Consider the following 24162-nt stretch of genomic DNA (forward strand, 5'->3'; position numbering starts at 1 on the left):
GAAAACGCAAGCCTAGGATGCCGCCAACCGAATGGAGGATGCCATGCAGGAACTCAGCCACTACATCGACGGCGCCCATGTGACGGGCAAATCCGGCCGCTTTGCCGACGTCATGAACCCCGCCACCGGCGAAGTGCAGGCCAAGGTGCCGCTCGCCAGCGCGGACGAGGTCGCCACCGCCGTCGAGATCGCGGCACAAGCGCAGGTCGAATGGGCCGCGACCAACCCGCAGCGCCGGGCGCGCGTGCTGATGAAGTTCGTGGACCTGCTGAACCGCGACATGGACAAGCTGGCCGAGGCGCTCAGCCGCGAACACGGCAAGACCCTGCCGGATGCGGCCGGCGACGTGCAGCGCGGCCTCGAAGTGGTCGAATTCTGCATCGGCGCCCCGCACCTGCTGAAGGGTGAATACACCGATGGCGCGGGCCCGGGCATCGACATGTACTCCATGCGCCAGCCGCTTGGCGTCTGCGCGGGCATCACGCCCTTCAACTTCCCCGCCATGATCCCGATGTGGATGTTCGCCCCGGCACTGGCCTGCGGCAACGCCTTCATCCTCAAGCCGTCGGAACGTGACCCGTCCGTGCCGCTGATGCTGGCCGAACTGGCCGAGGAAGCCGGGCTGCCCAAGGGCGTCCTGCAGGTCGTCAACGGCGACAAGGAGGCGGTCGATGCCCTTCTCGACCACCCGGTGATCCAGTCGATCGGCTTCGTCGGCTCCACCCCGATCGCGGAATACATCTATTCCCGCGGGTGCGCGGCGGGCAAGCGCGTGCAGTGCTTCGGCGGTGCCAAGAACCACATGATCGTCATGCCGGACGCCGACATGGACCAGGCAGCCGATGCGCTGGTCGGTGCGGGCTACGGCGCGGCGGGCGAACGCTGCATGGCGATCTCGGTCGCCGTCCCCGTGGGTGACGAGACCGCCGACCGCCTGATCGAAAAACTGGTGCCCCGCATCGAGAAGCTGAAGGTCGGCCCCTACACCGCCGGCAAGGACGTGGATTACGGCCCGGTGGTGACCAAGGCCGCGCAGGAGAACATCCTGCGGCTGGTGCAATCCGGCGTGGACCAGGGCGCCGAACTGGTGGTCGACGGGCGCAACTTCTCGCTCCAGGGCTACGAGGACGGCTTCTTCGTCGGCCCGCACCTCTTCGACAAGGTCACCAAGGACATGGACATCTACAAGACCGAGATCTTCGGCCCCGTCCTTTCGACCGTCCGCGCCCAGAGCTACGAAGAGGCGCTGAGCCTCGCCATGGACCACGAATACGGCAACGGCACCGCGATCTTCACCCGTGACGGCGACACCGCGCGCGATTTCGCCAGCCGCATCAACATCGGCATGGTCGGCGTGAACGTCCCGATCCCGGTGCCGCTGGCCTATCACAGCTTTGGCGGCTGGAAGAAATCGATGTTCGGCGACCTCAACCAGCATGGCACCGACAGCTTCAAGTTCTACACCCGTACGAAGACGGTGACCGCCCGCTGGCCCTCGGGCCTGAAGGAAGGTGGAGAGTTCCACTTCAAGGCGATGGACTGACAGGTCGAGAGGGCGCCCCAGCGGCGCCCTCTTCGCTTTCAGGCCGGCTGCGCGATCTCGGGCGGCAGGTCGTCGTTCGCGGGTTCCGGCAGGCGCAGCGCGTCGGCCTCGGCCATCCGGTGATGACGCGCCCGGCCGCATTCGAAACTGCCCGCCCGGAACGCCCGGCAGGCGGTCGGCCGCGCCGCGTAGACGCCACAGGCCAGCGCCCCGCCGGGCAGCGCGACAAGTTGCGCGCAGTGACCATTCCGCATGGCCATGTAGACCTGCCCGTCCACACGATGCAGCGCCGCCTCGGGCAGGCCGCGGGCCAGGTCATCGTCGAACAGCTGGATATAACGATCGTGCCCGCCGAAACAGCAGGCACCGCAGGAGAGACACTCCGGCACGGGTGAATTCAAGATCGGGAACTCCGCAGGCGCCGGCCGGCGGCTACATGACCGACGGCGATGCGCCGGCGTTGGCTCTACACCGCGCCCGGGATGACGGAAAGGGGTTGCGCAACGGACGGCAACGTATTTGGATCGGGGTATTCATGTCCCTGTCTTTCCGCATATTTCCCCGTCGAGGTCTCGTGTATGTCCGGTTCACCGGCTTCATCCACGTCGCCGACAGCGCCCCGGCGCTCGAGGCGTTCCAGTCCGACCCGAACTTCCGCCCCGGCCTGCGCCAGCTGATCGACCTGACCGAGGTGACGGGCTTCGACAAGGACTACCTCGCCCTGCTCAAGGTCCATGCCAAGAAGGCCGATGTCTTCCGCCCGACCGAGGTCGAGACGCTCACCGTCTACATCGCCCCGGGCGAAGAGGCGCTGAAGCTGTCGCGGCTGATCCTGAAAAGCTGGGACGGCGTCGAGGGGATGGTCCACCGCGTCGTCCGGGACGAGGCCGAGGCGCTGCATATCCTGGGCCTGCCGCAGGACACCGTGGCGCGCTTCATCGACGAAGAGGCCTGAAAGGCCAAGGCGCGGCCCCTGCGGACCGCCCCCTGCAAACTTGTTCCGGTTGCCCGGGCCTCAGGCCACCTTGCGGCGGCGCATCAGGCCGGCACCGCCAAGCGCGCTCAGCAGCAGCAGGCCACCGGCCGGCAGCGGTACCTCGGACGGCGGCGGCACGTCGTACTCCACCGTCAGGTACTTGATCTTGAAGCCCGAGTAGAAGGTCTTTTCCTTGCACTCGTCCTTCTTCTTCTTCGACTTGTCCTTGTCACCGCCCGAGCGGGACGAACGCTTGTCGTCGCAATCGCCGGTGAAGTAGTTGTACTCCGCCGCGCCGATCCCGAAGGTCGAGGCATAGTCGGTGTCGAGGTCCAGCCATTCGTAGAAGCTCGACCCGATCGCCGAAGTGCCATCGTAGAGGCCGCCGACGTAGAGGTCGAACATGTCGCCCGCATCGACGTAGCTGAAGCCGATGCCGGTGATCTTCACGTCCTGCGCGACGCCGTCCATGCTGAACGAGAATTGCGCGACGTCGTTCAGGAAGATCGAGTCCACCTGGTGGCTGTCAAGGAAGTGCGAATTCACGCCAAGCCCGTGGTTCTTCCAGTGCTGGACATAGGCCGTGTCGCCGGTCAGCGCGTGGCTTTCGGTGGCGGTGGTCCCGGTCACGTCGAGCGTCAGGCCGTTCTTGGTCTGGCTCAGCAGCGAGGTCCAGGAGCCGTTGCCGGCCGTCCAGAAGAAGTCGAAGGTCTCGGTGGTCGCCGCCTGGCCCGAGGAGGCCGCAGCAAGCGTCACGGCAGCGGCCGCGATCGTGCGTTTGAAAGTCATTTGTGTCTCCGTCAGAGCCGTAAAACGTTTCTCAAGTCTTTCGCCTCTCTTGCCACAGTTGCGCCCGATTGCAACGGGGCCACACCGGACCACCGGAAAGTGTGCCGTATAATTATGCTATATTTTACAGATGCTTAGCATGACTGTCGCGAAGCCGGAAACGCATTGGCTCCACAATGATGCCGTATTTGCGCCCCATTTCGGCAGGTCGCGACCGTCAGCCCCAAATGAAAACGGCGGCCAGAAGGCCGCCGTTTCCGGATTGTCGTGTCGAAGGCGCTCAGGCCTTCTTGCGCCGCTTCATCACCATCGCACCGCCAAGCGCGCTCAGCAGGAGCAGGCCACCGGCCGGCAGCGGAACCATCGGCGGTTCGTTCGGCGGGGTCGGAACAGTGCCGCCAGTCTTGGACGAACCACCACGCGCGCTGCCAGGCGCACCGACCGAGGTCGTGCGGACTGCAACGGACTCGGCGAAGAAATCCGACTCGAGGATCGTTCCGCCGGTCACGCCGAACAGGAACGAAACCATCTGATAGTCGTCGCTCCCGATGCCCGAAGTGCCGATCTCGACAGCGAAGTCGAACGGCCCGCGCGGATTGACGTTACCGCCGCCACCGACATTGGACGTGGTCGTGCCCGTGTCGGTGATGGCCGCTCCGGTCGCGTAATAGCTTTCGGCCGCCGAGAAGCTCGAGAAGTCGAAGTAGAAGGCGCGCAGGTCACCGATGTTGCCGGTCGAGCTGGAGTCGATGGTCAGCGTGAACTGCACCTCGTCGCCCATCTGATCGATCGCGATAACCACTTCAACCGGGTCTGTGCCGAAGTTGTCGGAGGCCGTGAACGTGGTCAGGGCGCTGGCGGGCGTTGCACCCATCAGGCCTGCCACGAGGGCCGCCGCAGAGAAAGTACCAAAGTATTTCATTCGTGGGTCCTCAAAATGTCCGCGCGGGGGAACACCGCGCTTCGAGACCACAATATGGCAAGAATTTGGCACACCAAATGGTTACAACCTTGGCGATACGCATCAGCCAAAAGGTGTAGGTCTGGACAACCCTGAATTGTCACCGTTGACAAAAACAGTCTGGAACTGGGCCGGATTTCTTGTGTCAGTTTACGACCTGGAAACAGTCAAAACCAAACTGGAAACACCAACAGAATCACTCAGGGTTAGCGCACCCCGCCGCCGCATGCATTTCCGCAAAACGCTTTTGCCCCCTTCCCCCTTCCAGCCCGCAAAACGCAGGCCTAGGATGGCCCCGAGGACCCACGCGGGAGGAGCCAGTGGATTTCGCGCTGACAGAAGAACAGCAGGCCATCTTCGACATGGCCCACGCCTTCGGGCAGGAACAGATCGCGCCCCATGCGCGGGCATGGGAAGCCGCGGGCACGATCCCCAAGGATCTGTGGCCGCGTGTAGGGGAACTGGGGTTCGGCGGGCTCTACGTCTCAGAAGAGAACGGCGGCGCCGGCCTGACCCGGCTCGATGCCACGCTGGTGTTCGAGGCGCTGTCGATGGCCTGCCCCTCGGTCGCGGCCTTCCTGTCGATCCACAACATGTGCGCCAAGATGCTCGACAGCTTTGCGAGCGACGAGTTGCGCGCGCGGGTGATGCCGAAGATCCTGACGCTCGAGACCGTGCTGTCCTACTGCCTGACCGAACCGGGCAGCGGCTCTGACGCCGCGGCGCTCAAGACCCGGGCGGAGCGGACCAACAGCGGCTACCGGCTGAACGGGACCAAGGCCTTCATCTCGGGCGGGGGGTATTCCGACGCCTACGTCGTGATGGCCCGCACCGGTGAGGACGGGCCCAAGGGCGTGTCCACGTTCTACGTCGAGGACGGTGCCGAGGGGCTGTCGTTCGGCGGTCTCGAGGACAAGATGGGCTGGCGCAGCCAACCGACCCGCCAGGTGCAGTTCGACAATTGTGACATTTCCGAGGCAAATTTGGTCGGAAATGAAGGCAAAGGTTTCACTTATGCGATGATGGGCCTCGACGGCGGGCGTCTCAACATCTCGGCCTGCTCGATCGGCGCCGCGCAGACCGCGCTGAACATGACGCTGGACTACATGGGCGAGCGCAAGGCCTTCGGGCAGAGCATCGACCAGTTCCAGGCGCTGCAGTTCCGCCTCGCCGACATGGAGATCGAGTTGCAGGCCGCGCGCACCTTCCTGCGGCAGGCGGCGTGGAAACTCGACACCGGCGCCCCCGATGCGACCAAGTTCTGCGCCATGGCCAAGAAGTTCGTGACCGAGGCCGGATCGCGCATCGTGAACCAGTGCCTGCAATTGCACGGCGGTTACGGCTACCTGGCCGACTACGGGATCGAAAAGCTGGTCCGCGACCTGCGCGTGCACGAGATCCTCGAAGGCACAAACGAGATCATGCGCGTCATCACAGCCCGCCACCTGCTGGCCGCGCGATGAGCGACGACATCCACATCCGGCGCGAGGGCAAGGCCGGACGTATCACCCTCACCCGCCCCAAGGCGCTGAACGCGCTGAGCTACGACATGGCGATGGCGATCGACCGTGCGCTGATCGACTGGGCCTCGGACGACGCGGTTGCGCTGGTTCTGCTGGATGCAGAGGGCGAAAAGGCCTTTTGCGCCGGAGGGGATGTGCGTGGCCTCTACGACCGCGGGATCGCGGGCGACCTGGACTATGCCCGCACCTTCTGGCGCGACGAATACCGCATGAACGCGCGCATGGCCGAGTACGGCAAGCCCATCGTCGCCTTCATGCAGGGCTTCGTCATGGGCGGCGGTGTCGGCATCGGCTGCCACGCCTCGCACCGGGTTGTCGGTGAAACCACGCGGATGGCGATGCCCGAATGCGGCATCGGCCTGATCCCGGACGTGGGCGGATCGCTCCTGCTGGCGCGGGCACCGGGACGACTGGGCGAATACCTCGCGCTCACCACCGACCGGATGGACGCGCCCGACGCGATCCGCGCGGGATTTGCCGATCACTACCTGCCCGAAGGCGGATGGGATGCGCTCAAGTCCGCGCTGGTCGAGACCGGCGACCTGTCGCGCATCACCGCCGCGACCGAAACCGCCCCGGCCGCCCGCCTCGCGGCCGAACAGAACCGGATCGACCGCATCTTCGCCACGCCGGTTCTGCCCGCCATCATCGCGGCGCTCGAGGCGGAGGACGGCGATTTCGCCGACGCGACCCTTGCCGCGATCCGGCGTAATTCGCCGATCTCGATGGCCGCGACGCTGCTGATGCTGGCCGAGCTGCGCCGCAGCGCCGCCGGCATCCGCGAGGCGCTGCAGCTCGAGTACCGCTTTACCGCGCGATCCATGACCGGGGGCGATTTCCTGGAAGGCATCCGCGCGCAGCTGGTGGACCGGGACAGGACCCCCAAGTGGAAACATGGGCTGGGCGCCCTCGAAGCCGAGGCGTCCGCGATGATCGCCCCGCTGGAACAGGAACTGACCTTCTGAGGTCGGAACGGGAGGAATGAGATGAAGATCGGATTTATCGGCCTTGGCAACATGGGCGGCCCGATGGCCGCCAACCTTGCCCGGGCCGGGCATGCGGTGACCGGGTTCGACACCGCGCAGGTAAGCGTCGAGGGCGTGACCGCCGCCGCCACCGCGGCCGAGGCCGCACGCGGGCAGGACGTGGTCATCACCATGCTGCCGAACGGCAAGATCCTGCGCGCCGTGGCGGCCGAGATCATTCCCGCCATGACGGCGGGCAGCGTGTTCCTCGACTGTTCGACGGTGGACGTGGACAGTGCCCGCGCGGTGGCGAAGGACGCAGAGGCCGCCGGCCTCCTGCCCCTCGACGCCCCGGTCTCGGGCGGGGTCGGCGGTGCGCAGGGCGGCACCCTGACCTTCATGGTCGGCGGAGCCGAGGGCGCATTTGCCAAGGCCGCCCCGCTCTTCGAGATCATGGGTCAGAAGGCGGTGCACTGCGGCCCCTCGGGGAACGGGCAGGCCGCCAAGATCTGCAACAACATGATCCTCGGCGCGACGATGATCGTGACCTGCGAGGCGTTTGCCCTGGCCGACAAGCTGGGGCTCGACCGGCAGGCGATGTTCGATGTCGTCTCGACCTCCTCTGGCTACTCCTGGTCGATGAACGCCTATTGCCCCGCCCCTGGCGTCGGACCGCAAAGCCCGGCCGACAACGGCTACAAGCCCGGATTTGCCGCCGACCTGATGCTCAAGGACCTGCGGCTCGCCATGCAGGCGGCCGAAAGCGCCGATGCCGACACGCCGATCGGGCTGGCCGCGACCCGGCTCTACGAGACTTTCGTCGAGGGCGAGGATGGGTCGGGCCGCGACTTCAGCGCCATGCTGCCGCGGTTCGAAAAGCGCAGCCGCGGATAAACTGTTCACGGGATCGACGGGAACCCTGTGCGGTCGCGTATCGTTATCGTACCAAGTATTGGCCTACGGGCCGCTATAGGAGACGATGATGCGACCGATTTTCCTGATCACCGCGCTGGCCCTTGCCGCCACGCCGGCCCTCGCCGGCCCCAAGAACCACGGTCACGGCAATGGCCATGTCGTGGCGCAGAACGGCTGCCCGCCGGGCCTGGCCAAGAAGCACAACGGCTGCACGCCCCCCGGCCTGGCCAAGAAGCAGTGGCATGGCGACCGCGATCACGACCGGGATCGCGACTACAGCTATCGCTACCGCGTCGGCGACCGCGTGGTCGACGTCGACCGGCTGGTGCTGATCCGCGATCCGGGCCGCTATGGCCTTGATCCCTATGGCACCTACTACCGCGACAACGGCTACGTTATTCGGGTGGACCGCGAGACGCGCGAGTTGATGGCCCTTGTCGGGCTGGTCAGCGCGATCCTCGGCGGCTGACCGGATGCGCAGCGCCCTAACCGCCCTATCGATCATCGTGGCAAGCGCCAGCGCAGCGCAGGCGGAATGCCGCATCCAGGTCGGCCAGGCACGGTGCGTCGTTCCGGACAGCGCGGCCGGTCAGGCCGCCGCGCAATCCGGCGACGCGACCGGCGCACGGTTCGTCGAGGCTGGGCCGGCGTCACAGCCGACGGCCCCCGGGTTCGCACCGGGCGACATCCTGCCGGACGAATACACCATCCTCTTCAACCGCGCCCGCCACGGCCTGCCGCCGCCCGAGAACGGCTGGACCTACTTCGATGTGGATGGAGAGATTTACCGCGCCGACCTTTTCACCCGCACCGTCGTGGGCCGGGTCGACTGATCCTCAGTACCCGCCGGGCGGGTCGCTGGCCGGAAAGCTTTCGTCGTTGGCCTCGTCCACCCGATCCCAGTCCTTGGGCGGGTTGCGCATCTGTCCGGGGCCGGCGTCGCGCACCTTTGAGGCGTTCTTGGGACCTGCGGGCAGCGCCAGCCGCCTCTTGCCCCGCCGCATCCGGCGACGTTCAGCGGCCAGCGACAGTTCCCGCACGATCACGCCGGCAATCACGGCGACGGCGATACGTCGCGCCAGATGTCCGATCATGGTGGTCTCTCCCCTGCTGTGATGCGGGATCACAACGCGGGACGGCCCCGAAAGTTCACGCAGGGCAAATCGGCCGCGGCATCATTCCGCCGCGACCTTGGCTCCCTTGAGCATCGGCTTGAGATAGCGGCCGGTGTGACTTTCCTCGATCTCCGACACCTCGTCCGGCGTGCCGGTGGCCACGATCCGGCCGCCGCCGTCGCCGCCTTCGGGGCCGATGTCGATCAGGTGATCCGCCGTCTTGATGACGTCGAGGTTGTGTTCGATCACAACTACCGTGTTGCCCTGGTCCACCAGTTCGTGGAGCACCTCGAGCAGTTTGCGCACGTCCTCGAAATGCAGGCCGGTCGTTGGCTCGTCGAGGATGTAGAGCGTGCGGCCCGTGGACCGCTTGGCCAGTTCCTTCGACAGCTTGACCCGCTGCGCCTCACCGCCAGAGAGCGTCGTCGCCTGCTGGCCGACCTTGACATAGCCTAGGCCCACGCGGACCAGCGCATCCATCTTCTCGCGGATCGACGGCACCGCCTGGAAGAACTCCTGCGCGTCCTCGACCGTCATGTCGAGCACGTCGGCGATGGACTTGCCCTTGAACTTCACCTCGAGCGTCTCGCGGTTGTAGCGCGCGCCGTGGCAGGTTTCGCAGGTGACATAGACGTCGGGCAGGAAGTGCATCTCGATCTTGATGACGCCGTCGCCCTGGCAGGCCTCGCACCGGCCGCCCTTCACGTTGAAGCTGAAGCGCCCGGGCTTGTAGCCCCGCGCCTTGGCCTCGGGAAGGCCCGCGAACCAGTCGCGGATCGGGGTGAAGGCGCCGGTGTAGGTCGCAGGGTTCGACCGCGGTGTCCGACCGATCGGCCGCTGGTCGATGTCGATCACCTTGTCGAGGTGTTCCAGCCCCTTGATCGTCTCGCAGGGTGCGGGCGTCTGCCGGGCACCGTTCAGCCGCATGGAGGCGGTCTTGAACAGCGTCTCGATAGTCAGGGTGGACTTGCCGCCACCCGACACGCCGGTCACGCAGACGAACTTGCCCAGCGGGAAATCGACGGTGACGTCCTGCAGGTTGTTGCCGGTGGCCTTGACCACGGTGATCATCTTCTTGTTGCCCTTGCGCCGTTCGGCGGGCACGGCAATCTCCCGTGTCCCGGCAAGGTACTGGCCGGTCAGGCTGGCCGCGTCCGCCGCAATCTCCTCGGGCTTGCCGTGCGACACGACCTGCCCGCCGTGCACGCCCGCCCCCGGACCGATGTCAAAGACGTAGTCGGCCTGGCGGATCATGTCCTCGTCATGTTCGACGACAATCACGGTATTTCCCTGGTCGCGCAGGTTCTTGAGCGTGCCGATCAGCCGGTCGTTGTCGCGCTGGTGCAACCCGATGGAGGGTTCGTCGAGCACGTAGAGCACGCCGGTCAGGCCCGACCCGATCTGCGACGCCAACCGGATGCGCTGGCTTTCGCCGCCCGAGAGCGTACCGCTCGACCGGCTCAGCGTCAGGTATTCCAGCCCGACATTGTTCAGGAACCCCAGCCGCTCGCGGATTTCCTTGAGGATGGCGCGGGCGATCTCGTTCTTCTGCTGGCTCAGGTGGGCGGGCGCCGCCTCGATCCAGGCCAGCGCTTCGCGGATCGACATCTGCACCACCTGGCCGATGTGGAGCAGGTTGTCGCGGTCCTTTGCCGGGCCGATCTTCACCGCCAGCGCCTCTTCCTTCAGGCGATACCCGCCGCAGGCATGGCAGGGACGGTTGTTCTGGTACCGCTCGAACTCCTCGCGCACCCAGGCGCTGTCGGTCTCGCGGTAGCGCCGCTCCATGTTGGGGATCACCCCCTCGAAGCTGCGGCTGACCTGGTAGACGCGCCCACCCTCGTCATAGCGGAACATGATCTCGTCATCGCCGGACCCGTGCAGGAACACCTGCTGGACATGGGCCGGCAGGTCCTTCCAGCGCGTCTGGGGGTCGAATTCGTAGTGCTTGGCGATCGCCTCGATGGTCTGCAGGAAGTAGGGCGACTTGCCCTTCCGCCACGGCGCCAGTGCTCCGTCCGCGATCCTGAGCGCCGCGTCCGGCACCACGAGGCGTTCGTCGAAGAACAGCTCAACCCCCAGCCCGTCGCATTCCGGGCAGGCGCCGAGCGGCGCGTTGAACGAAAACAGCCGCGGCTCGATCTCGGGGATGGTGAAGCCGCTGACCGGGCAGGCAAAATTCTCGGAGAAGGTGATGCGCTCGACCTCTCCCTCGCCCTCCTTCGGCGCGGTTTCCAGCACCGCGATCCCGGCGGCGAGGTCGAGCGCGGTGCGGAACGAATCCGCCAGCCGCGTCTCCATGCCTTCGCGCACGACGATCCGGTCGACCACCACGTCGATGTCATGGCGGAACTTCTTGTCGAGCGTTGGCGGTTCGTCCAGTTCGTAGAACTCGCCGTTCACCTTCACCCGCTGGAAGCCCTGCTTGCGCAGCTCGGCGAATTCCTTGCGGTACTCGCCCTTCCGGTCGCGGATGATCGGCGCGAGGAGGTAGGCGCGCGTCCCCTCCTCCATCGCCATCACGCGGTCGACCATGTCCTGCACCTGCTGCGCCTCGATCGGCTGGCCGGTCGCAGGGCTGTAGGGCGTGCCCGCGCGGGCGAAGAGCAGGCGCAGGTAGTCGTAGATCTCGGTGACCGTGCCGACGGTCGAGCGCGGGTTCTTCGAGGTCGTCTTCTGCTCGATGGAAATCGCCGGGGAGAGGCCGCTGATGTGGTCCACGTCCGGCTTTTCCATCATGTCGAGGAACTGCCGTGCATAGGCGCTCAGGCTTTCGACATAGCGTCTCTGCCCCTCGGCATAGATCGTGTCGAACGCCAGCGAGGACTTGCCCGACCCGGACAGCCCCGTGATGACGACGAGCTCATCCCGGGGGATGTCCACGTCGATATCCTTGAGATTATGCTCGCGCGCGCCGCGCACTTCGATGTGCTTGAGCTCAGCCATGACCACCCCGGATCCGCAATGGGTTTAGAAATAGTTGAAGCCGCCCGGCGATCCAACAGGAAAATGAGAACAAATGGAAAACATTTGTCCTCCCTGCCCGACCTTCAGGCGGATTCACGCGGCAATGCAGAAACCGCCACCGCACCCATATAGGTGCAATGGCGGCGATTGCAGCCCCGGCCCGGCGACGCGGTGAGTCGCCACGGCGCTCCGGCCGACAGGTCAGATGTGAATGACCCGGTCGTAGGCCGCGAGCACGCTTTCGTGCATCATCTCGGACAGGGTCGGATGCGGGAAGACGGTGTTCATCAACTCTTCCTCGGTCGTTTCCAGCGTCCGCGCCACGACGTAGCCCTGGATCAGCTCGGTCACCTCGGCGCCCACCATGTGCGCCCCCAGCAGCTCGCCCGTCTTGGCGTCGAAGACGGTCTTGACCATCCCCTCCGGCTCACCAAGCGCGACCGCCTTGCCGTTGCCGATGAAGGGGAACTTGCCGACCTTGACCTCGTAACCGGCCTCTTTCGCCTTGGCCTCGGTCAGGCCGACGCTGGCGACCTGCGGCTGGCAATAGGTGCAGCCGGCTATGTCGCTCGGCCGGACGGCATGCGGATGCCCGCCTGCCGCAAGTTCGGCCACCATGACACCTTCGTGGCTGGCCTTGTGCGCCAGCCACGGCGCGCCGGCGATGTCGCCGATGGCATAGAGCCCTTCGACCCCGGTGCGGCAGTATTCATCCACCACCACGTGGGTGCGGTCGATCTTCACGCCCAGCTCTTCCAGGCCCAGCCCCTCGACATTGCCGACGATGCCAACCGCGCTGATGACGGTGTCGAACTCCATCTTCTCGACCTTGCCGCCGACCTCGACATGGGCGGTCACCTTGCCCTTGGCCCGGTCGAGCTGCTTGACCATGGCCTTCTCCATGATCTTCATGCCCTGCTTGACGAACTGCTTCTTGGCCAGCGCCGCGATCTCGGCGTCCTCGACCGGCAGGATTTGGTCCATCACCTCGACCACCGTGGTGTCGGCGCCGAGCGTGTTGAAGAAGCTGGCAAATTCGATCCCGATGGCGCCCGAGCCGATGACCAGCAGCTTCTTCGGCATCCGTTTCGGCTGCAGCGCGTGGCGGTAGGTCCAGACCAGGTCGCCGTCGGCCTCGAGCCCCGGCAGTTCCCGCGCGCGGGCACCGGTGGCCAGCACGATGGTCTTGCCGGTCAGCTCCTCGGTCCCGGCCCCGGTCTTGACGCTGACCTTTCCCTTGGCGGGGAGCGTCGCCTCGCCCATCACCACATCGACCTTGTTCTTCTTGAGCAGGTGCTTGACCCCGCCCTCCATCTGCTTGGCCACCCCGCGCGAGCGTTTCACCACGGCGTCGAGGTCATAGCCGATGCCCTCGGCAGACAAGCCAAAGTCCTTGGCCCGCTCCATCTGGTGGTACACCTCGGCCGAGCGCAGCAGCGCCTTGGTCGGGATACAGCCCCAGTTCAGGCAGATGCCGCCCAGGTTCTCGCGTTCGACCACGCAGGCCTTGAGCCCCAGCTGGGCCGCCCGGATCGCGGACACGTAGCCCCCCGGCCCTGCCCCGATCACGATGAAGTCGTAGCTCTTCGCCGCCATGAATGCCTCCGCCTGAAAGATAGTTTGATATTAAACTATCTGGAAATGGGCAGCAAGCGCCAGCCGTCACGCCGCCCCTTGCCGTTCTGTCACACCGTATTATTACCCTACTATGGACCGAGCATCGGGAAAGGACGATTCCGGAATGCCAACCCGCCGCGACCTGCTGCACATTGCCCTTTCCCTTCCGCTTCTGCCCTCGGCGCTGCGCGCGGCCGAGATCCCGTTGAGATTCGGCGTGATCGCGGATCCGCAGTATGCCGATGCGCCGCCCAAGGGCACGCGCCACTACGCCGCCTCGCTCGGCAAGCTGGCACAGGCGATCGACGTCCTGAACGAGGCCGACCTGCATTTCGTGGCGACGCTGGGCGATTTCATCGACCACGATTTCGCGAGCTTCGACCCGGTCAGGACCACCTACCAGAAGCTGTATCACCGCCATTTCGCCGTGCTCGGCAATCACGACTACGCGGTCGCACCCGAATTGCGCGACAGGGTGCCCGGAAGGCTGGGCATGACCGGCACCTACTACGACGTGCTGGGCGACGGCTGGCGGGTGATCGTGCTGGACGGGAACGAGGTCAGCACCTTCACCACCGCCCCCGGAACGGACGAACGCGCGGCGGCCGAGGCGAAGCTCGCCAGCCTCGAGGCGCGCGACGCCCCGAACGCCAAGCCCTGGAACGGCGGCATCTCGGAGGCGCAGTTCGACTGGCTGCGCGACCGGCTCGACACCGCGTCCGACAACGGCGAACGGGTCATCGTGATGGGGCACTACCCCCTAACCCCCGACGGCGATCAGCACCTGATGTGGGACGCGGAACGCGTGCGTGACCTCCTCGTCGCGCAGAAGGTGCCGCTCTACCTCTGCGGCCACAACCACGCGGGCGGCCACCAGCAGATCGAGGGCACGCATTTCCTGACGCTGTGCGGGATGGTCGAAACGGCTGACCAGACGGCCTTTGCCATGATCAGCCTCTACCCCGACCGGATCGAGGTCGAGGGACACGGGCGGGAGCCGGACAGGCGCCTCCCGCTCTGATCGCTCAGGCGGTGGCGGCCTGCAGCTCGCGCACGGTTTCGCCGTAGCCGCCGCTTTCCAGGTAGGCCCCTTCCGGCGCCGTGGTCTGGCGGTTCAGCGCCTCGTTGCGATAGGGGAACCGGCCGAACTGGCGGATCACCTCGCGGTGCGCCTTGGCGTGCAGCAGGTTGTTTTCCGCCTCGGGCATCCGCTCTTTCATCAGGCGCACGCAGCGCTCCTGGTCCGACAGGCATTCCGAATGCATCATCGGCAGGTAGAAGAACTGGCGGGCCGGCGGGTCGATCCGCATGTCCCACTTGCGCTCCACCGCGACCTTGGCGGCCGACAGGGCGGCGCGATCAGAGGCAAAGGCGCGACCTTCGCCGCGGAACATGTTGCGCGGAAACTGGTCCATCAGGATGATGTAGGCCAGCGACCCGGAGGGATAGGTCAGCCACAGGCCGTAGGACCCTTCGCTGGCCACCTTCCACGCGGTTTCGAACCGACTGCGGATCTCGTCGTCGAGGCCGTCCCAGGGCTGGTACCAGCCTTTTTCCCCGACCTCGTCGAGCCAGAACGAAAGCACTTCTTCGGGCGTCACCATGATGGTCTCCTTCACTCCCGACACCAACGCTGTCACGTTTACATATGTTTCACAAACGATCCATGGGGATGCGCCGACCGTTGTCGCTAACATCCGAAGAAGTCACATGGAATCACCAGAATCGTTTCTTCAGGCGGCATTATCCTGCGCATCGGACTGCTCTTCGGCCTTCTCGACGGCCCATTCCTGCGCCGCTTCGACCGCCACGGGCGAGGCCGACATCGACACCGGCGCATAGCTTGTGGTCTCGTCGACCGAGGGCGCCGGACGCTGCGTCATGCGGTAGACCGCATAGCCCGCCATCGCCGCCAGCAGGACCGCGATGTAGACCCAAAACCCCGGCGGGCCAAAGATCTCGAGCGCCCAGCCCGCGATCAACGGGCCCGAGATCGCGCCCAGCCCGTTGAGAAAGATCAGCCCGCCCGACGCCGCCGCCATGTCCTCGTGGTCGAGGAAGTCGTTGGCGTACGAGATCAGCAGCGAATAGAGCGGGTTCGACATGCCGCCGACGATCAGCGCCGCCACCAGGATCATGGTGAAGAGACCACCGAACATCGCCCCGATCGCCGCCCCGACCGCGCCGATGGCCGCCACCGCCATGATCAGCACGCGCCGGTCCATCCGGTCCGACAACCAGCCGAGCGGGTACTGCGCGACCGTCGCGCCGACGTAGAAGAACGCGATGAAGAGCGAGATCTGCGGCAGGGTGAAGCCAGCCGAGGCGCCGTAGACCGCCGCCATGCCGAACTGCGCCGAGAACGCGCCGCCCAGCAGGAACACCCCGACGCATGACAGCGGCGAGATGCCGTAGAGCTCCTTGAGCGACATCGGCTTGGTCAACTCGAACGCCGGCGTCGGCGAAATCGACAGCAGGATCGGCGCGAACGAGATCGAAACCAGGACCGAGGGGATCACGAACAGGATGAACCCGCCCGGGTCCGCCACCAGAAGCAGCCCCTGCGCCGCGACGATGCCGACCATCTGCACGATCATGTAGAGCGACAGTGCCTTGCCCCGGTTCTCGTTCGTGGCGGCATTGTTCAGCCAGCTCTCGGCAGTGACGTAGACGCCCGAGAAGCAGAAACCGATGATCACCCGCTCGACCGTCCAAGCGACCGGGTTGGCGTAGGACGGGTAGAGGATCAGTACCGCCGAGATGAACGAGGCGAGCGCGGCAAAGACCCGGACATGACCCACGCGGCGGATCAGCTCCGGCGCCAGCCGCGAGCCGCCGAGGAAGCCGACGAAGTAGGCCGACATCACCACCGACATCTCGGCGGTCGAGAATCCCTCGATCTGGCCGCGCACACCCAGCAACGTGCCCTGAAGGCCGTTCCCGACCATCAGCAGCATCAGGCCGAGCAGGAGCGCCCAGGCGGAATCCGAGAACCTGCAGCATACCGTCATCCTTCTTCCCGAACAGCCTGGCCCTTTTGCACCGGCCAGGTCTGGGTCGTTTGCGACTCGTCGCGTCGCCCGCGCGTGCTGACACTGCCGCGGCGTGGTTTCAAGCAGGTTTCCGGCGGAATGTTGTGTCCTGGGCGGAGGGTTGCAGGCGCCGCGGCCCCGTCCACTGGCCCGAGGATGATTTCCCCAGAATACCGGACCGGAGGTCGGTCGCAGCGGCGGCGCAGACGAGCCTCAGGCCGGGCGGCCGGGGATCAGCAGGGAGGCGTCGCCGTAGGAGAAGAAGCGATAGTCTTCGGCCACCGCGTGGGCATAGACGCGGCGCATCCGCTCCTGCCCCATCAGGGCCGAGACCAGCATCAGCAGCGTGCTCTTCGGCAGGTGGAAGTTCGTCATCAGCGCGTCGGTCACGTGGAAGGTGAAGCCGGGGTAGATGAAGATGTCGGTCTCGCCCCGCCAGGGCGCTATGGCCCCGTCACGCGCCGCGCTCTCGATCAGGCGCAGCGCGGTTGTGCCGACGGGGATGATCCGCCCACCGGCGGCCTTGGTGGCGGCAATCTCGGCGGCGGCCTTTTCCGTCACCTCGCCCCATTCGGCGTGCATTCTGTGGGTGGTCACGTCCTCGACCTTCACCGGCAGGAAGGTGCCCGCGCCGACATGCAGCGTGACATGGGTGGTCTCGACCCCGTGCGCGGCGATCCGGGCGAGCAGGTCGTCATCGAAATGCAGCGAGGCGGTCGGCGCGGCCACGGCGCCGGAGTTCCGGGCCCAGACAGTCTGGTAATCCTCGTGGTCCTGCGCGTCGGCGGGCCGCTTGGCGGCGATATAGGGTGGCAGCGGCATCTGCCCCGCCTCGGCCAGCGCCGCGTCGAAATCTCCGCCCGCCAGGTTGAAACGCAGGAGCGCCTGCCCCTCTTCCCGTCCCTCGAGCGCGGCAGAAAGCGCGTCGGAAAAGACGATGACCTCGCCGTCGCGGATCTTCTTCAGCGGCTTCAGCAGCGCGGCCCAGGTGCCGTCGGCCCGCGGCTCCAGCAGCGTGACCTCGATCCGTGCGGCGGTCGGCCCCTCGGCCCCGTCGCGGTGCCGCAGGCCAGACAGCCGCGCGGGGATCACCCGGGTGTCGTTCAGCACCAGCCGGTCACCGGGACGCAGCCAGTCGGTCAGGTCGCGCACGATCGCGTCGGTGATGGCATCGCCCTGCGCCACGAGGAGGCGCGCCGACGAACGGGGCCGCGCGGGCCGAGTGGCGATCAGCCGCTCCGGCAGGTCGAAATCGAAATCGGAAAGCTTCACTGGGTCTGGGCCTGGGATACCTGGGGGGCGGGCGGCGGAAAATCTCGCGGAACATGCCGGGTGTCAACAGCGACAGCGGGTTCACCCCGACCGAAGGCGCGGCCGCCGCGCCGCGCAGGGTGTAGTTGAAGCCGAACAGCCCCTCGCCCTTGCGGGTCAGGACCGATCCGATCCCGTTCAGCATGTAGATCGGCGAGACGACCCCCTGCATGTCCATCACCCCGCGGCTGAAGTCGTAGACCCCGTCCATCGACAGGCCGAGCGAGGCGCCGACCGCGCTCGACTCGGCGATCACCACCTGGTTCGGGGTCAGCCGGAAACGCGCATCGACATCGTTGAAGAGGATGCCGCCGCCGGCCATCTGTTCGACCAGCCCCACGACCGAGATCGCGTTGAGAAGCGCGGCCATCGCCGGGGCATCGATGATCCGCAGGCCGTTGACGCGCAATTGCCCGTCGTAATGTCCCGCCGGTCCCACCGGATTCAGCACCAGTTCCATCGCGCCGTCGCGGCCCTGTTCCAGCATCCCCGAGGCCGCCAGGACCCGCCCCGCGTCGGATGCGGTCAGGCGCAGCGCGCTGCGCCCGTTGCGCGGCATGACCTGCCCGTGCACCGCAGCCGCGCCGTTCACCAGGCCGACGAAATCGCCGTTCATCCCGCCCGAGCTGTCGAATTCGCCACGGAACTCGGTCAGGGCGATCGTGTCGCTGACCTGCAGCCGCGACAGGTGCAGCGACAGCGGCCCGCCCTTGCCCGACCCGCCGCCCAGCTTGGCCCGCCGCAGGTCGACCGTCCCGCCGGTGACCTGCACCGCCGGCGTCACGCCCTTGCCGCGCCCGGACATCGTCACGGGCGCGTCGAACCAGCCGCCGATCTGAACCCTGTCAAAGGCCGCGGACTTCAGCCCGCCCTCTTCGCTCAGAGCGATCTCGCCGCTGGCGGTCAGGCCCGGCGCCTCGACCGCGATACGGTCGATACGCATCGGCTTTTCCATCGTCCCCGCAAGCGTCAGCGTCCCCCGCGCCGCACGCGGGAGCGACCAGTTGATGTCGGGCAGGCTCAGCCCGACACCGGCGAAATCGGTCGACATGCGGAACGCGGGCGGCTGGCCCTTAGGCACATCCACCTGGATCTCGGCCCGGCCCTGCCCCTGCAGGCTGCCGGGCGGCAGGCCGATGCGGAATTCGTCCACGAAACGCTCGGACAGCTCGACCCAGCCCGCCAGCCGCGCGCTGCCGTCGCCGGCCTTGCCGATCCGCGTCTCGAGCCGGCCGCCGACCGGGACCGCGCCGATCCGCGCCTCGCCCTCGATGCTCAGAAGGTTGTCGGCCAGCCGCATGTCGAGTTGCCGGGCCGAGATCCGCCGCTCCGGCACCAGCGTGTCGCTGTGCATGCCGATGACCGTGCCGTCGACGGTCACGACGAACTCTTCGGGGGTCTTCTTTTTCTTCAATGGGAACTGCAGCAGCCCGTCGGTCTTGAGCCGCCCGTCGGCCAGCGTGACCGGCATCCCGGCCTTCGAGATGAAGCGGTAAGGCTCCATGTCCAGCAAAGCGAGCGAGGCAGTGATCGTGCCATCGGTGTGCAACTGTACCTCGGCCGGGGCCGGCTTGATCTTGGTGTCCGGCACGACAAAGACGGTGCCCGCCATAGACACCCGCCCGCCCTGCGGGGCGGTGACATGCCCCGCCTCGGCCACGGCGACAAAGCGGTTCCGGTCGAGCGTGGCGTGTCCCTTCACCCCCTCGGCAGGCGGCATCCCGCGGGCAAAGCTGAACGAGGCGTCGTCGTATTCGAAGCCGAGGTAGATGTCGGGCTTCTGCTGCGGTTCGAGCCTGAGGCCGAACTGGATGGTGTGCAGGTCGGCGGCATACATGAACTCGTCGACCCAGGCGCGGGTCTTGGCCGCGAGCGGCTCGGGCCAGAGCGCGACGAGCTGCGGCTTGGTCAGGCGCGACATCGCCCCCTCGGCGGTCACGTCCCAGCCCTCGGGCGCCGCGCGGACCTGCGCGGACAAAGTGGCGTTCTCGTCGTTCAACCCCAGCACCAGCTGGCCGACGGTCAGTTCGAACGGGTCGAGCCGCAGCCGGAAATCGCCGCGCACGTCCGAGAACACCACCGGCTCGGGCACGAGGTCGCCCGGCTGGGCCGAGAACTCGGTCATCCGAAGCTGGCCCACCATCTCGACCGGGCGGCCCTGCTCGGTCCCGATCAGCCGGACCGAGCCCTCGGCCCGGGCGGTCAGGTAGTCGCTGTCGATGCGGAAATCGTCGACCCGCAGCGCCTGGGTCTGCGGGTCGTAGGTGAAGTAGCTGGTGGCGGCATCGAAGGGGATCGGCTGGGTGCCGTTCTCGGGGCGCAGCACGCCCTTGCCGATCTGCAGCGTCGCGTTCAGCGGGCCCAGCCGCCCCTCGCCGTCCACCGAGGCCCTGAGCGCCCCCGAGGCCGGTGCCTCGAGCACCTCGAGCCAGGCCAGCGCGGCGCTTTGGGTGGCCAGGTCGGCGGCGGCCATGTCCTCGAACTGCATGCCGAACTGCGCGGCGCGGTCACCGATCCGGCTGGAATAGCTGACCGCGAGCGTCGTGGCCCAGGCCCGCCCGCCAAGCAGGGCGAAATCGCCGCGCAGCTGCAGGTCGTCGCCATCGCGTTCCAGGACCGCGCGGCCGCCATCCACCGTCCAGGCGCGGCCTGACCGGGCATCTTCATAGCGCAGGGTCAGCGCGGTCGCCTCGACCCGGCGGAGCGCCTGCAGGTCGGGCAGGTCCATCAGCGCCTCGACCTCGTCGGCCAGTGCGCCGAGGGGCGATCCGCCCTCGGTCCGGGCCAGCTGCCCCGCGGCCATCGCGGCGCCTGCCTCGCCCAGGGCGAGGTTGAACTGGCCGTCGGCCTCGCGCCGCAGGTGCATCTGCGCGCCCGATAGGTAGATGTTGTCGGGCCGGACCTCGCCCTTCAGCAGCGGTGCCACGGCGAGCGTCCCGGCGATGGTCGACAGCGTCAGCCGCGCGTCGCTGCCGGCGCGGTTGACCTGCAGGTCGCGCAGCTGGATGCGCGGGCGCCAGCCCTCCTCGACCACCAGCGCCACCTCGGCAAAGTCGATGTCGAGCCCGTCGAGCGAACGGTCCAGCGTGTCCTGCAGCCGCGCCTTGACCCAGCCGGGTGCCACCAGCGGCCGCTCGTGCGCCACGGTCAGGGCGACCAGCACGGCCAGGACGATCACGAACGAGATGGCCGCGCCGCCACACAGGCTGAGCGCACGCCAAACGTGACGGCGGCGGCGCCCGGCCACCCCCGCCCGCTCGCCGGCATCTTGGCCGGTCGGCTGCGTCTGGTCCTCTGTCATTCCCGGCCTTGGCGGCCCGTTCCCTTTTCTGGCGACCTGCCTCTGGTCGCGGGCTGTATTGTCCCCATCTCCGGGTTAGATTGAAACTCACTTTTCAGACAAAGGAGTGGCGCGACATGCCCGAAACCGGCGAAATGGCTCCAGAATTCACCCTTCCGCGTGACGGCGGCGGCAAGATCTCGCTCACCGACTTCCGCGGGCACCCGGTGGTTCTCTACTTCTACCCGCGTGACGACACGCCGGGCTGCACCACCGAGGGCAAGGATTTCACCGCCGCCGCGGCCGAGTTCCAGACCGAGGGCGCCACCGTCCTGGGCGTTTCAAAGGACAGCGTCGCCGCGCATGACAAGTTCCGCGACAAGCACGCGCTCGAGGTCATCCTGCTGTCGGACGAAGACGGTGACGTCTGCGAGACCTACGGCGTCTGGGGCGAGAAGAAGATGTACGGCAAGACCTTCATGGGGATCGAACGGGCGACCTTCCTGATCGACGCCAAGGGCACGGTGGCCCGCGCCTGGCGCAAAGTGAAGGTCGACGGCCATGTCGACGAGGTTCTGGCGGCGGTCAAGGAACTGACCTGACCCGAGGGCGCGGACGGGGATGTACCCGCTCCGCGCCTGCCCCGTCCCCGGGCACCGCAACGAAATCTTCACGAAACGCTGCAACCCTGAGACGAATCCCGACCGTGGTGCGCCCCCCGCTTGCAGCCCCATGACGCCCCGGTCACGGCAGCCCGCCTTTAACCCTGGGGAAATTGACGCAAGCAAATACCGGTGCGTAACCCGCTGGACATAAGCGGAATTTCGCCAACATTCGGGCAAATCGGCATCCCGGCGCTTCAGCCGGGCCAAAATTGTTGCCCGATGCCTGAACGGCCGGTAACACCTTCGCAAGCGCTCGGTTGGGGAATGCGGGCGTGTTGCAGGGACGGGACGAGGGCATCTCTCAGGTGAGCACCACACTCAAGCTGAAGCTAAACGCATTTCTCGAACGACATCTGCCCGAGCGCAGGGTCTTCCTCAAATCGGACACCGACACCCGCTTCGTGCGGCTGCGGCCCGGTGTGCAGCTGGCAGGCCTTGTCGGCTGCAGCGCGCTGCTGGCCTGGTCGATCATCGCGACGGCGGTGCTGTTGATGGACTCGATCGGGTCGGGCAACTTCCGCGACCAGGCCCGGCGCGACCAGCACGTCTACCAGGAACGGCTGAACGCGCTTGCCGGTGAACGCGACGCCCGCGCCGAAGAGGCGCTGGCGGCCCAGCAACGGTTCAACTCCGCGCTCGACCGGATCTCGGACATGCAGTCGGAACTGCTGGCCTCGGAAACCCGCCGGCGCGAGCTCGAGACCGGGATCGGCGTGATCCAGTCGACCCTGCGCCGCACCATGCAGGAACGCGACGGCGCCCGGGGCGAGCTCGGCGACCTCAAGTCGGCGATGGTCGAAAGCGGCAACACCCCCGCCGCCGGCCCCGGCAAGGACAGCACGCTCGACTTCCTGACCGCAGCGCTCGAGGACACCGCCGACGAACGCGACCAGATCGAGGCCAACGCCCAGGACGCCCTGCGCCAGGCCGACGACATGGCGACCGAGCTGGCCCTGCTGCGCGACCAGAACGACGCCATCTTCCGCCAGCTCGAAGAGGCGATGACCGTCTCGGTCGCGCCGCTCGACAAGATGTTCAAGGCCGCTGGCATGAACCCCGACAGCCTGCTGAACCAGGTGCGCCGCGGCTACTCCGGCCAGGGCGGCCCGCTGACCCCGATCTCCCTTTCCACCATGGGCGAGGATCCCTCGCCCGACGCTTCCCGCGCCAACCGGATCCTCGACCAGATGGACCGGCTGAACCTCTACCGCATCGCCGCCGAAAAGGCGCCCTTCGCCGTCCCGGTCAAGGCCGCCTATCGCTTCACCTCGGGCTTCGGCTACCGCCGCGACCCCAAGACCGGCGGCCGCCGGATGCACGCGGGCGTCGATTTCGCCGGCCCCGTCGGCACCCCGCTCTACGCCACCGCAGACGGCACCGTGATCCACGCGGGCTGGAGCAGCGGCTACGGACGACTGGTGAAAATCAAGCACGAGTTCGGGATCGAGACCCGCTTCGGTCACATGTCACGCATTGCCGTGAAGGTAGGCCAAAAGGTATCGCGCGGGGATCGGATCGGTGATATGGGAGCATCAGGACGTGTGACCGGCCCGCATCTGCACTACGAAGTGCGCGTCGGCGGTCAGGCTGTAAACCCCATGACTTACATCAAGGCCTCCAGAGATGTTTTCTAAGAGCAAGATCAACGAGCCCGGTCCCAAGGACACCAACGAAGCACCCAAGGCGGAGACCCCCTCCAAGCCTGCCACGCCGTCTTCGTCGGGCACCGACTACAAGCCCGCCGCGCCCAAGGCCAAGCCGCCGGCATCGGTCCTGTCCTCGGACCTGCACATCACCGGCAACGTCAAGACGACCGGTGACATCCAGATCGAAGGCACCATCGAGGGCGACATCCGCGCCCACCTTCTGACCGTCGGCGAAGGCGCCACAGTTAAGGGCGAGGTCACCGCCGACGACGTCGTCATCAACGGCCGCATCGTGGGCCGGGTGCGCGGCCTCAAGGTCCGCCTGACCTCGACCGCGCGCGTCGAGGGCGACATCATCCACAAGACCATCGCGATCGAGAGCGGCGCCCATTTCGAAGGCTCCGTGCAGCGCCAGGACGATCCGCTCTCCTCGGCCAGCAAGACCGCGCCGAAACCCGCACCGGCCCCGGCCGGCGGCCAGTAACCGGCCAAGCGGTCATCGCGACAGCATCGAAAGCGCCCCTCGGGGCGCTTTTTCCTTTTCCGCTGTCGGCATCTTTGCCCATGACATTGTCCCGGCGGCCCCGATCAGAAACGCGTCCGCCGCATCGCGCACCCGATCTTGGCCAGTCGGTCCGATGGTGGGAGGAGGCGCATGTTTTTTGGCAAAGCCGTGGCCAGCACCCATGCGCAATCTGTGCAGTCGGCACGCGTCGATGAATACACTTGACTCGTAACGGTCGTTACATTCAGATTGAGCTATGGAAAACCTGTCCTGGCTCCTTCTGACCTACAAGGTCCCTCCTGAACCTGCGGCGAAACGGGTGTCGCTCTGGCGCAAGCTCAAGGGTATGGGG

The 24162-nt window shown here is 66.7% G+C and carries 20 protein-coding genes and 1 pseudogene; 11 read left to right on the plus strand and 10 right to left on the minus strand.

Annotation, left to right across the window (positions count from 1 at the left end; genetic code table 11):
- Positions 1–43 precede the first annotated feature (43 nt).
- The gene (locus ACE2AC_RS06415; RefSeq protein WP_375691271.1) at positions 44–1543 is read left to right on the plus strand and encodes a CoA-acylating methylmalonate-semialdehyde dehydrogenase; all 1500 of its coding nucleotides are present in this window, start codon (positions 44–46) and stop codon (positions 1541–1543) included.
- A gap of 38 nt (positions 1544–1581) precedes the next feature.
- Here ACE2AC_RS06415 and ACE2AC_RS06420 read toward each other — a convergent pair whose 3' ends face one another.
- Complete coding sequence (locus ACE2AC_RS06420; protein WP_375691272.1) at positions 1582–1932, minus strand: YkgJ family cysteine cluster protein; 351 nt, start codon at positions 1930–1932, stop codon at positions 1582–1584.
- A 185-nt stretch (positions 1933–2117) separates the two neighbouring features.
- Here ACE2AC_RS06420 and ACE2AC_RS06425 point away from each other — a divergent pair, with 185 nt between their 5' ends.
- Positions 2118–2498 (plus strand): hypothetical protein, encoded by a 381-nt coding sequence (locus ACE2AC_RS06425; RefSeq protein WP_375691273.1) that lies wholly within the window; start codon positions 2118–2120, stop codon positions 2496–2498.
- A gap of 60 nt (positions 2499–2558) precedes the next feature.
- Here the strand turns inward: ACE2AC_RS06425 and ACE2AC_RS06430 are convergent, their stop codons facing one another.
- Both ACE2AC_RS06430 and ACE2AC_RS06435 read right to left on the minus strand, forming a co-directional pair.
- On the minus strand, positions 2559–3308 hold the full coding sequence (locus ACE2AC_RS06430; protein ID WP_375691274.1) for a VPLPA-CTERM sorting domain-containing protein: 750 nt from the start codon (positions 3306–3308) through the stop codon (positions 2559–2561).
- 280 nt (positions 3309–3588) lie between these two features.
- Positions 3589–4230 (minus strand): VPLPA-CTERM sorting domain-containing protein, encoded by a 642-nt coding sequence (locus ACE2AC_RS06435; protein ID WP_375691275.1) that lies wholly within the window; start codon positions 4228–4230, stop codon positions 3589–3591.
- A gap of 359 nt (positions 4231–4589) precedes the next feature.
- On the opposite strand from ACE2AC_RS06435, the gene ACE2AC_RS06440 reads away from it, so the two are divergent.
- The 5 genes from ACE2AC_RS06440 to ACE2AC_RS06460 all read left to right on the plus strand — a co-directional run bounded on the left by ACE2AC_RS06440 (position 4590) and on the right by ACE2AC_RS06460 (position 8505).
- Positions 4590–5732 (plus strand): acyl-CoA dehydrogenase family protein, encoded by a 1143-nt coding sequence (locus ACE2AC_RS06440; protein WP_375691276.1) that lies wholly within the window; start codon positions 4590–4592, stop codon positions 5730–5732.
- The gene (locus tag ACE2AC_RS06445) at positions 5729–6757 is read left to right on the plus strand and encodes an enoyl-CoA hydratase/isomerase family protein (protein WP_375691277.1); all 1029 of its coding nucleotides are present in this window, start codon (positions 5729–5731) and stop codon (positions 6755–6757) included. Before ACE2AC_RS06440 ends, ACE2AC_RS06445 begins: the two co-directional genes overlap by 4 nt.
- Before the next feature lie 21 nt (positions 6758–6778).
- The gene (gene mmsB / locus ACE2AC_RS06450; RefSeq protein WP_375691278.1) at positions 6779–7651 is read left to right on the plus strand and encodes a 3-hydroxyisobutyrate dehydrogenase; all 873 of its coding nucleotides are present in this window, start codon (positions 6779–6781) and stop codon (positions 7649–7651) included.
- A gap of 88 nt (positions 7652–7739) precedes the next feature.
- Entirely contained in the window at positions 7740–8141 is a 402-nt protein-coding gene (locus tag ACE2AC_RS06455) for an excinuclease ABC subunit A (RefSeq protein WP_375691279.1), read from the plus strand.
- Positions 8142–8145: 4 nt separating this feature from the next.
- Positions 8146–8505: a hypothetical protein gene (locus ACE2AC_RS06460; protein ID WP_375691280.1), complete on the plus strand. Its 360-nt coding sequence runs from the start codon at positions 8146–8148 to the stop codon at positions 8503–8505.
- A 3-nt stretch (positions 8506–8508) separates the two neighbouring features.
- Here the strand turns inward: ACE2AC_RS06460 and ACE2AC_RS06465 are convergent, their stop codons facing one another.
- From ACE2AC_RS06465 to lpdA, 3 genes are all read right to left on the minus strand, one after another.
- Positions 8509–8766 (minus strand): hypothetical protein, encoded by a 258-nt coding sequence (locus ACE2AC_RS06465; RefSeq protein ID WP_375691281.1) that lies wholly within the window; start codon positions 8764–8766, stop codon positions 8509–8511.
- An 81-nt stretch (positions 8767–8847) separates the two neighbouring features.
- Positions 8848–11733, minus strand: a complete 2886-nt coding sequence (gene uvrA, locus ACE2AC_RS06470; RefSeq protein WP_375691282.1) for an excinuclease ABC subunit UvrA — start codon at positions 11731–11733, stop codon at positions 8848–8850.
- Positions 11734–11955: 222 nt separating this feature from the next.
- Positions 11956–13350: a dihydrolipoyl dehydrogenase gene (lpdA, locus tag ACE2AC_RS06475; RefSeq protein ID WP_375691283.1), complete on the minus strand. Its 1395-nt coding sequence runs from the start codon at positions 13348–13350 to the stop codon at positions 11956–11958.
- A gap of 145 nt (positions 13351–13495) precedes the next feature.
- On the opposite strand from lpdA, the gene ACE2AC_RS06480 reads away from it, so the two are divergent.
- Positions 13496–14392: a metallophosphoesterase gene (locus tag ACE2AC_RS06480; RefSeq protein WP_375691284.1), complete on the plus strand. Its 897-nt coding sequence runs from the start codon at positions 13496–13498 to the stop codon at positions 14390–14392.
- Positions 14393–14396: 4 nt separating this feature from the next.
- Here ACE2AC_RS06480 and ACE2AC_RS06485 read toward each other — a convergent pair whose 3' ends face one another.
- The 4 genes and pseudogenes from ACE2AC_RS06485 to ACE2AC_RS06500 all read right to left on the minus strand — a co-directional run bounded on the left by ACE2AC_RS06485 (position 14397) and on the right by ACE2AC_RS06500 (position 21015).
- Entirely contained in the window at positions 14397–14975 is a 579-nt protein-coding gene (locus tag ACE2AC_RS06485) for a DUF924 family protein (protein ID WP_375691285.1), read from the minus strand.
- Positions 14976–15104: 129 nt separating this feature from the next.
- Positions 15105–16374, minus strand: a pseudogene (locus tag ACE2AC_RS06490) (MFS transporter).
- Positions 16375–16616: 242 nt separating this feature from the next.
- Positions 16617–17636: a tRNA preQ1(34) S-adenosylmethionine ribosyltransferase-isomerase QueA gene (gene queA / locus ACE2AC_RS06495; protein ID WP_375692076.1), complete on the minus strand. Its 1020-nt coding sequence runs from the start codon at positions 17634–17636 to the stop codon at positions 16617–16619.
- Complete coding sequence (locus tag ACE2AC_RS06500; protein WP_375691286.1) at positions 17521–21015, minus strand: hypothetical protein; 3495 nt, start codon at positions 21013–21015, stop codon at positions 17521–17523. The genes queA and ACE2AC_RS06500 overlap by 116 nt, the downstream gene beginning before the upstream one ends.
- A 116-nt stretch (positions 21016–21131) precedes the next feature.
- Here ACE2AC_RS06500 and bcp point away from each other — a divergent pair, with 116 nt between their 5' ends.
- From bcp to ACE2AC_RS06515, 3 genes are all read left to right on the plus strand, one after another.
- On the plus strand, positions 21132–21596 hold the full coding sequence (gene bcp, locus ACE2AC_RS06505) for a thioredoxin-dependent thiol peroxidase (protein WP_375691287.1): 465 nt from the start codon (positions 21132–21134) through the stop codon (positions 21594–21596).
- Positions 21597–21964: 368 nt separating this feature from the next.
- Complete coding sequence (locus tag ACE2AC_RS06510; RefSeq protein ID WP_375691288.1) at positions 21965–23293, plus strand: DUF5930 domain-containing protein; 1329 nt, start codon at positions 21965–21967, stop codon at positions 23291–23293.
- Positions 23283–23789 carry a polymer-forming cytoskeletal protein gene (locus ACE2AC_RS06515; RefSeq protein WP_375691289.1) on the plus strand — a complete coding sequence of 169 codons (507 nt, stop codon included), beginning with the start codon at positions 23283–23285 and terminating at the stop codon, positions 23787–23789. The genes ACE2AC_RS06510 and ACE2AC_RS06515 overlap by 11 nt, the downstream gene beginning before the upstream one ends.
- The last annotated feature ends 373 nt before the right edge of the window (positions 23790–24162 follow it).

The sequence above is a fragment of the Pseudooceanicola sp. LIPI14-2-Ac024 genome (assembly GCF_042188925.1).
GTDB lineage: Bacteria > Pseudomonadota > Alphaproteobacteria > Rhodobacterales > Rhodobacteraceae > Pseudooceanicola.

Excerpts from the sequence above, each read along its gene's own strand:
- ACE2AC_RS06515 (WP_375691289.1), top strand. The coding sequence starts at position 23,283 with ATGTTTTCTAAGAGCAAGATCAACGAGCCCGGTCCCAAGGACACCAAC.
- mmsB (WP_375691278.1), top strand. The coding sequence starts at position 6,779 with ATGAAGATCGGATTTATCGGCCTTGGCAACATGGGCGGCCCGATGGCC.
- ACE2AC_RS06435 (WP_375691275.1), bottom strand. The coding sequence starts at position 4,230 with ATGAAATACTTTGGTACTTTCTCTGCGGCGGCCCTCGTGGCAGGCCTG.
- ACE2AC_RS06465 (WP_375691281.1), bottom strand. The coding sequence starts at position 8,766 with ATGATCGGACATCTGGCGCGACGTATCGCCGTCGCCGTGATTGCCGGC.
- ACE2AC_RS06460 (WP_375691280.1), top strand. The coding sequence starts at position 8,146 with ATGCGCAGCGCCCTAACCGCCCTATCGATCATCGTGGCAAGCGCCAGC.
- ACE2AC_RS06480 (WP_375691284.1), top strand. The coding sequence starts at position 13,496 with ATGCCAACCCGCCGCGACCTGCTGCACATTGCCCTTTCCCTTCCGCTT.
- ACE2AC_RS06485 (WP_375691285.1), bottom strand. The coding sequence starts at position 14,975 with ATGGTGACGCCCGAAGAAGTGCTTTCGTTCTGGCTCGACGAGGTCGGG.
- uvrA (WP_375691282.1), bottom strand. The coding sequence starts at position 11,733 with ATGGCTGAGCTCAAGCACATCGAAGTGCGCGGCGCGCGCGAGCATAAT.
- ACE2AC_RS06445 (WP_375691277.1), top strand. The coding sequence starts at position 5,729 with ATGAGCGACGACATCCACATCCGGCGCGAGGGCAAGGCCGGACGTATC.
- bcp (WP_375691287.1), top strand. The coding sequence starts at position 21,132 with ATGCCCGAAACCGGCGAAATGGCTCCAGAATTCACCCTTCCGCGTGAC.
- lpdA (WP_375691283.1), bottom strand. The coding sequence starts at position 13,350 with ATGGCGGCGAAGAGCTACGACTTCATCGTGATCGGGGCAGGGCCGGGG.
- ACE2AC_RS06430 (WP_375691274.1), bottom strand. The coding sequence starts at position 3,308 with ATGACTTTCAAACGCACGATCGCGGCCGCTGCCGTGACGCTTGCTGCG.
- ACE2AC_RS06415 (WP_375691271.1), top strand. The coding sequence starts at position 44 with ATGCAGGAACTCAGCCACTACATCGACGGCGCCCATGTGACGGGCAAA.
- ACE2AC_RS06500 (WP_375691286.1), bottom strand. The coding sequence starts at position 21,015 with ATGACAGAGGACCAGACGCAGCCGACCGGCCAAGATGCCGGCGAGCGG.
- ACE2AC_RS06455 (WP_375691279.1), top strand. The coding sequence starts at position 7,740 with ATGCGACCGATTTTCCTGATCACCGCGCTGGCCCTTGCCGCCACGCCG.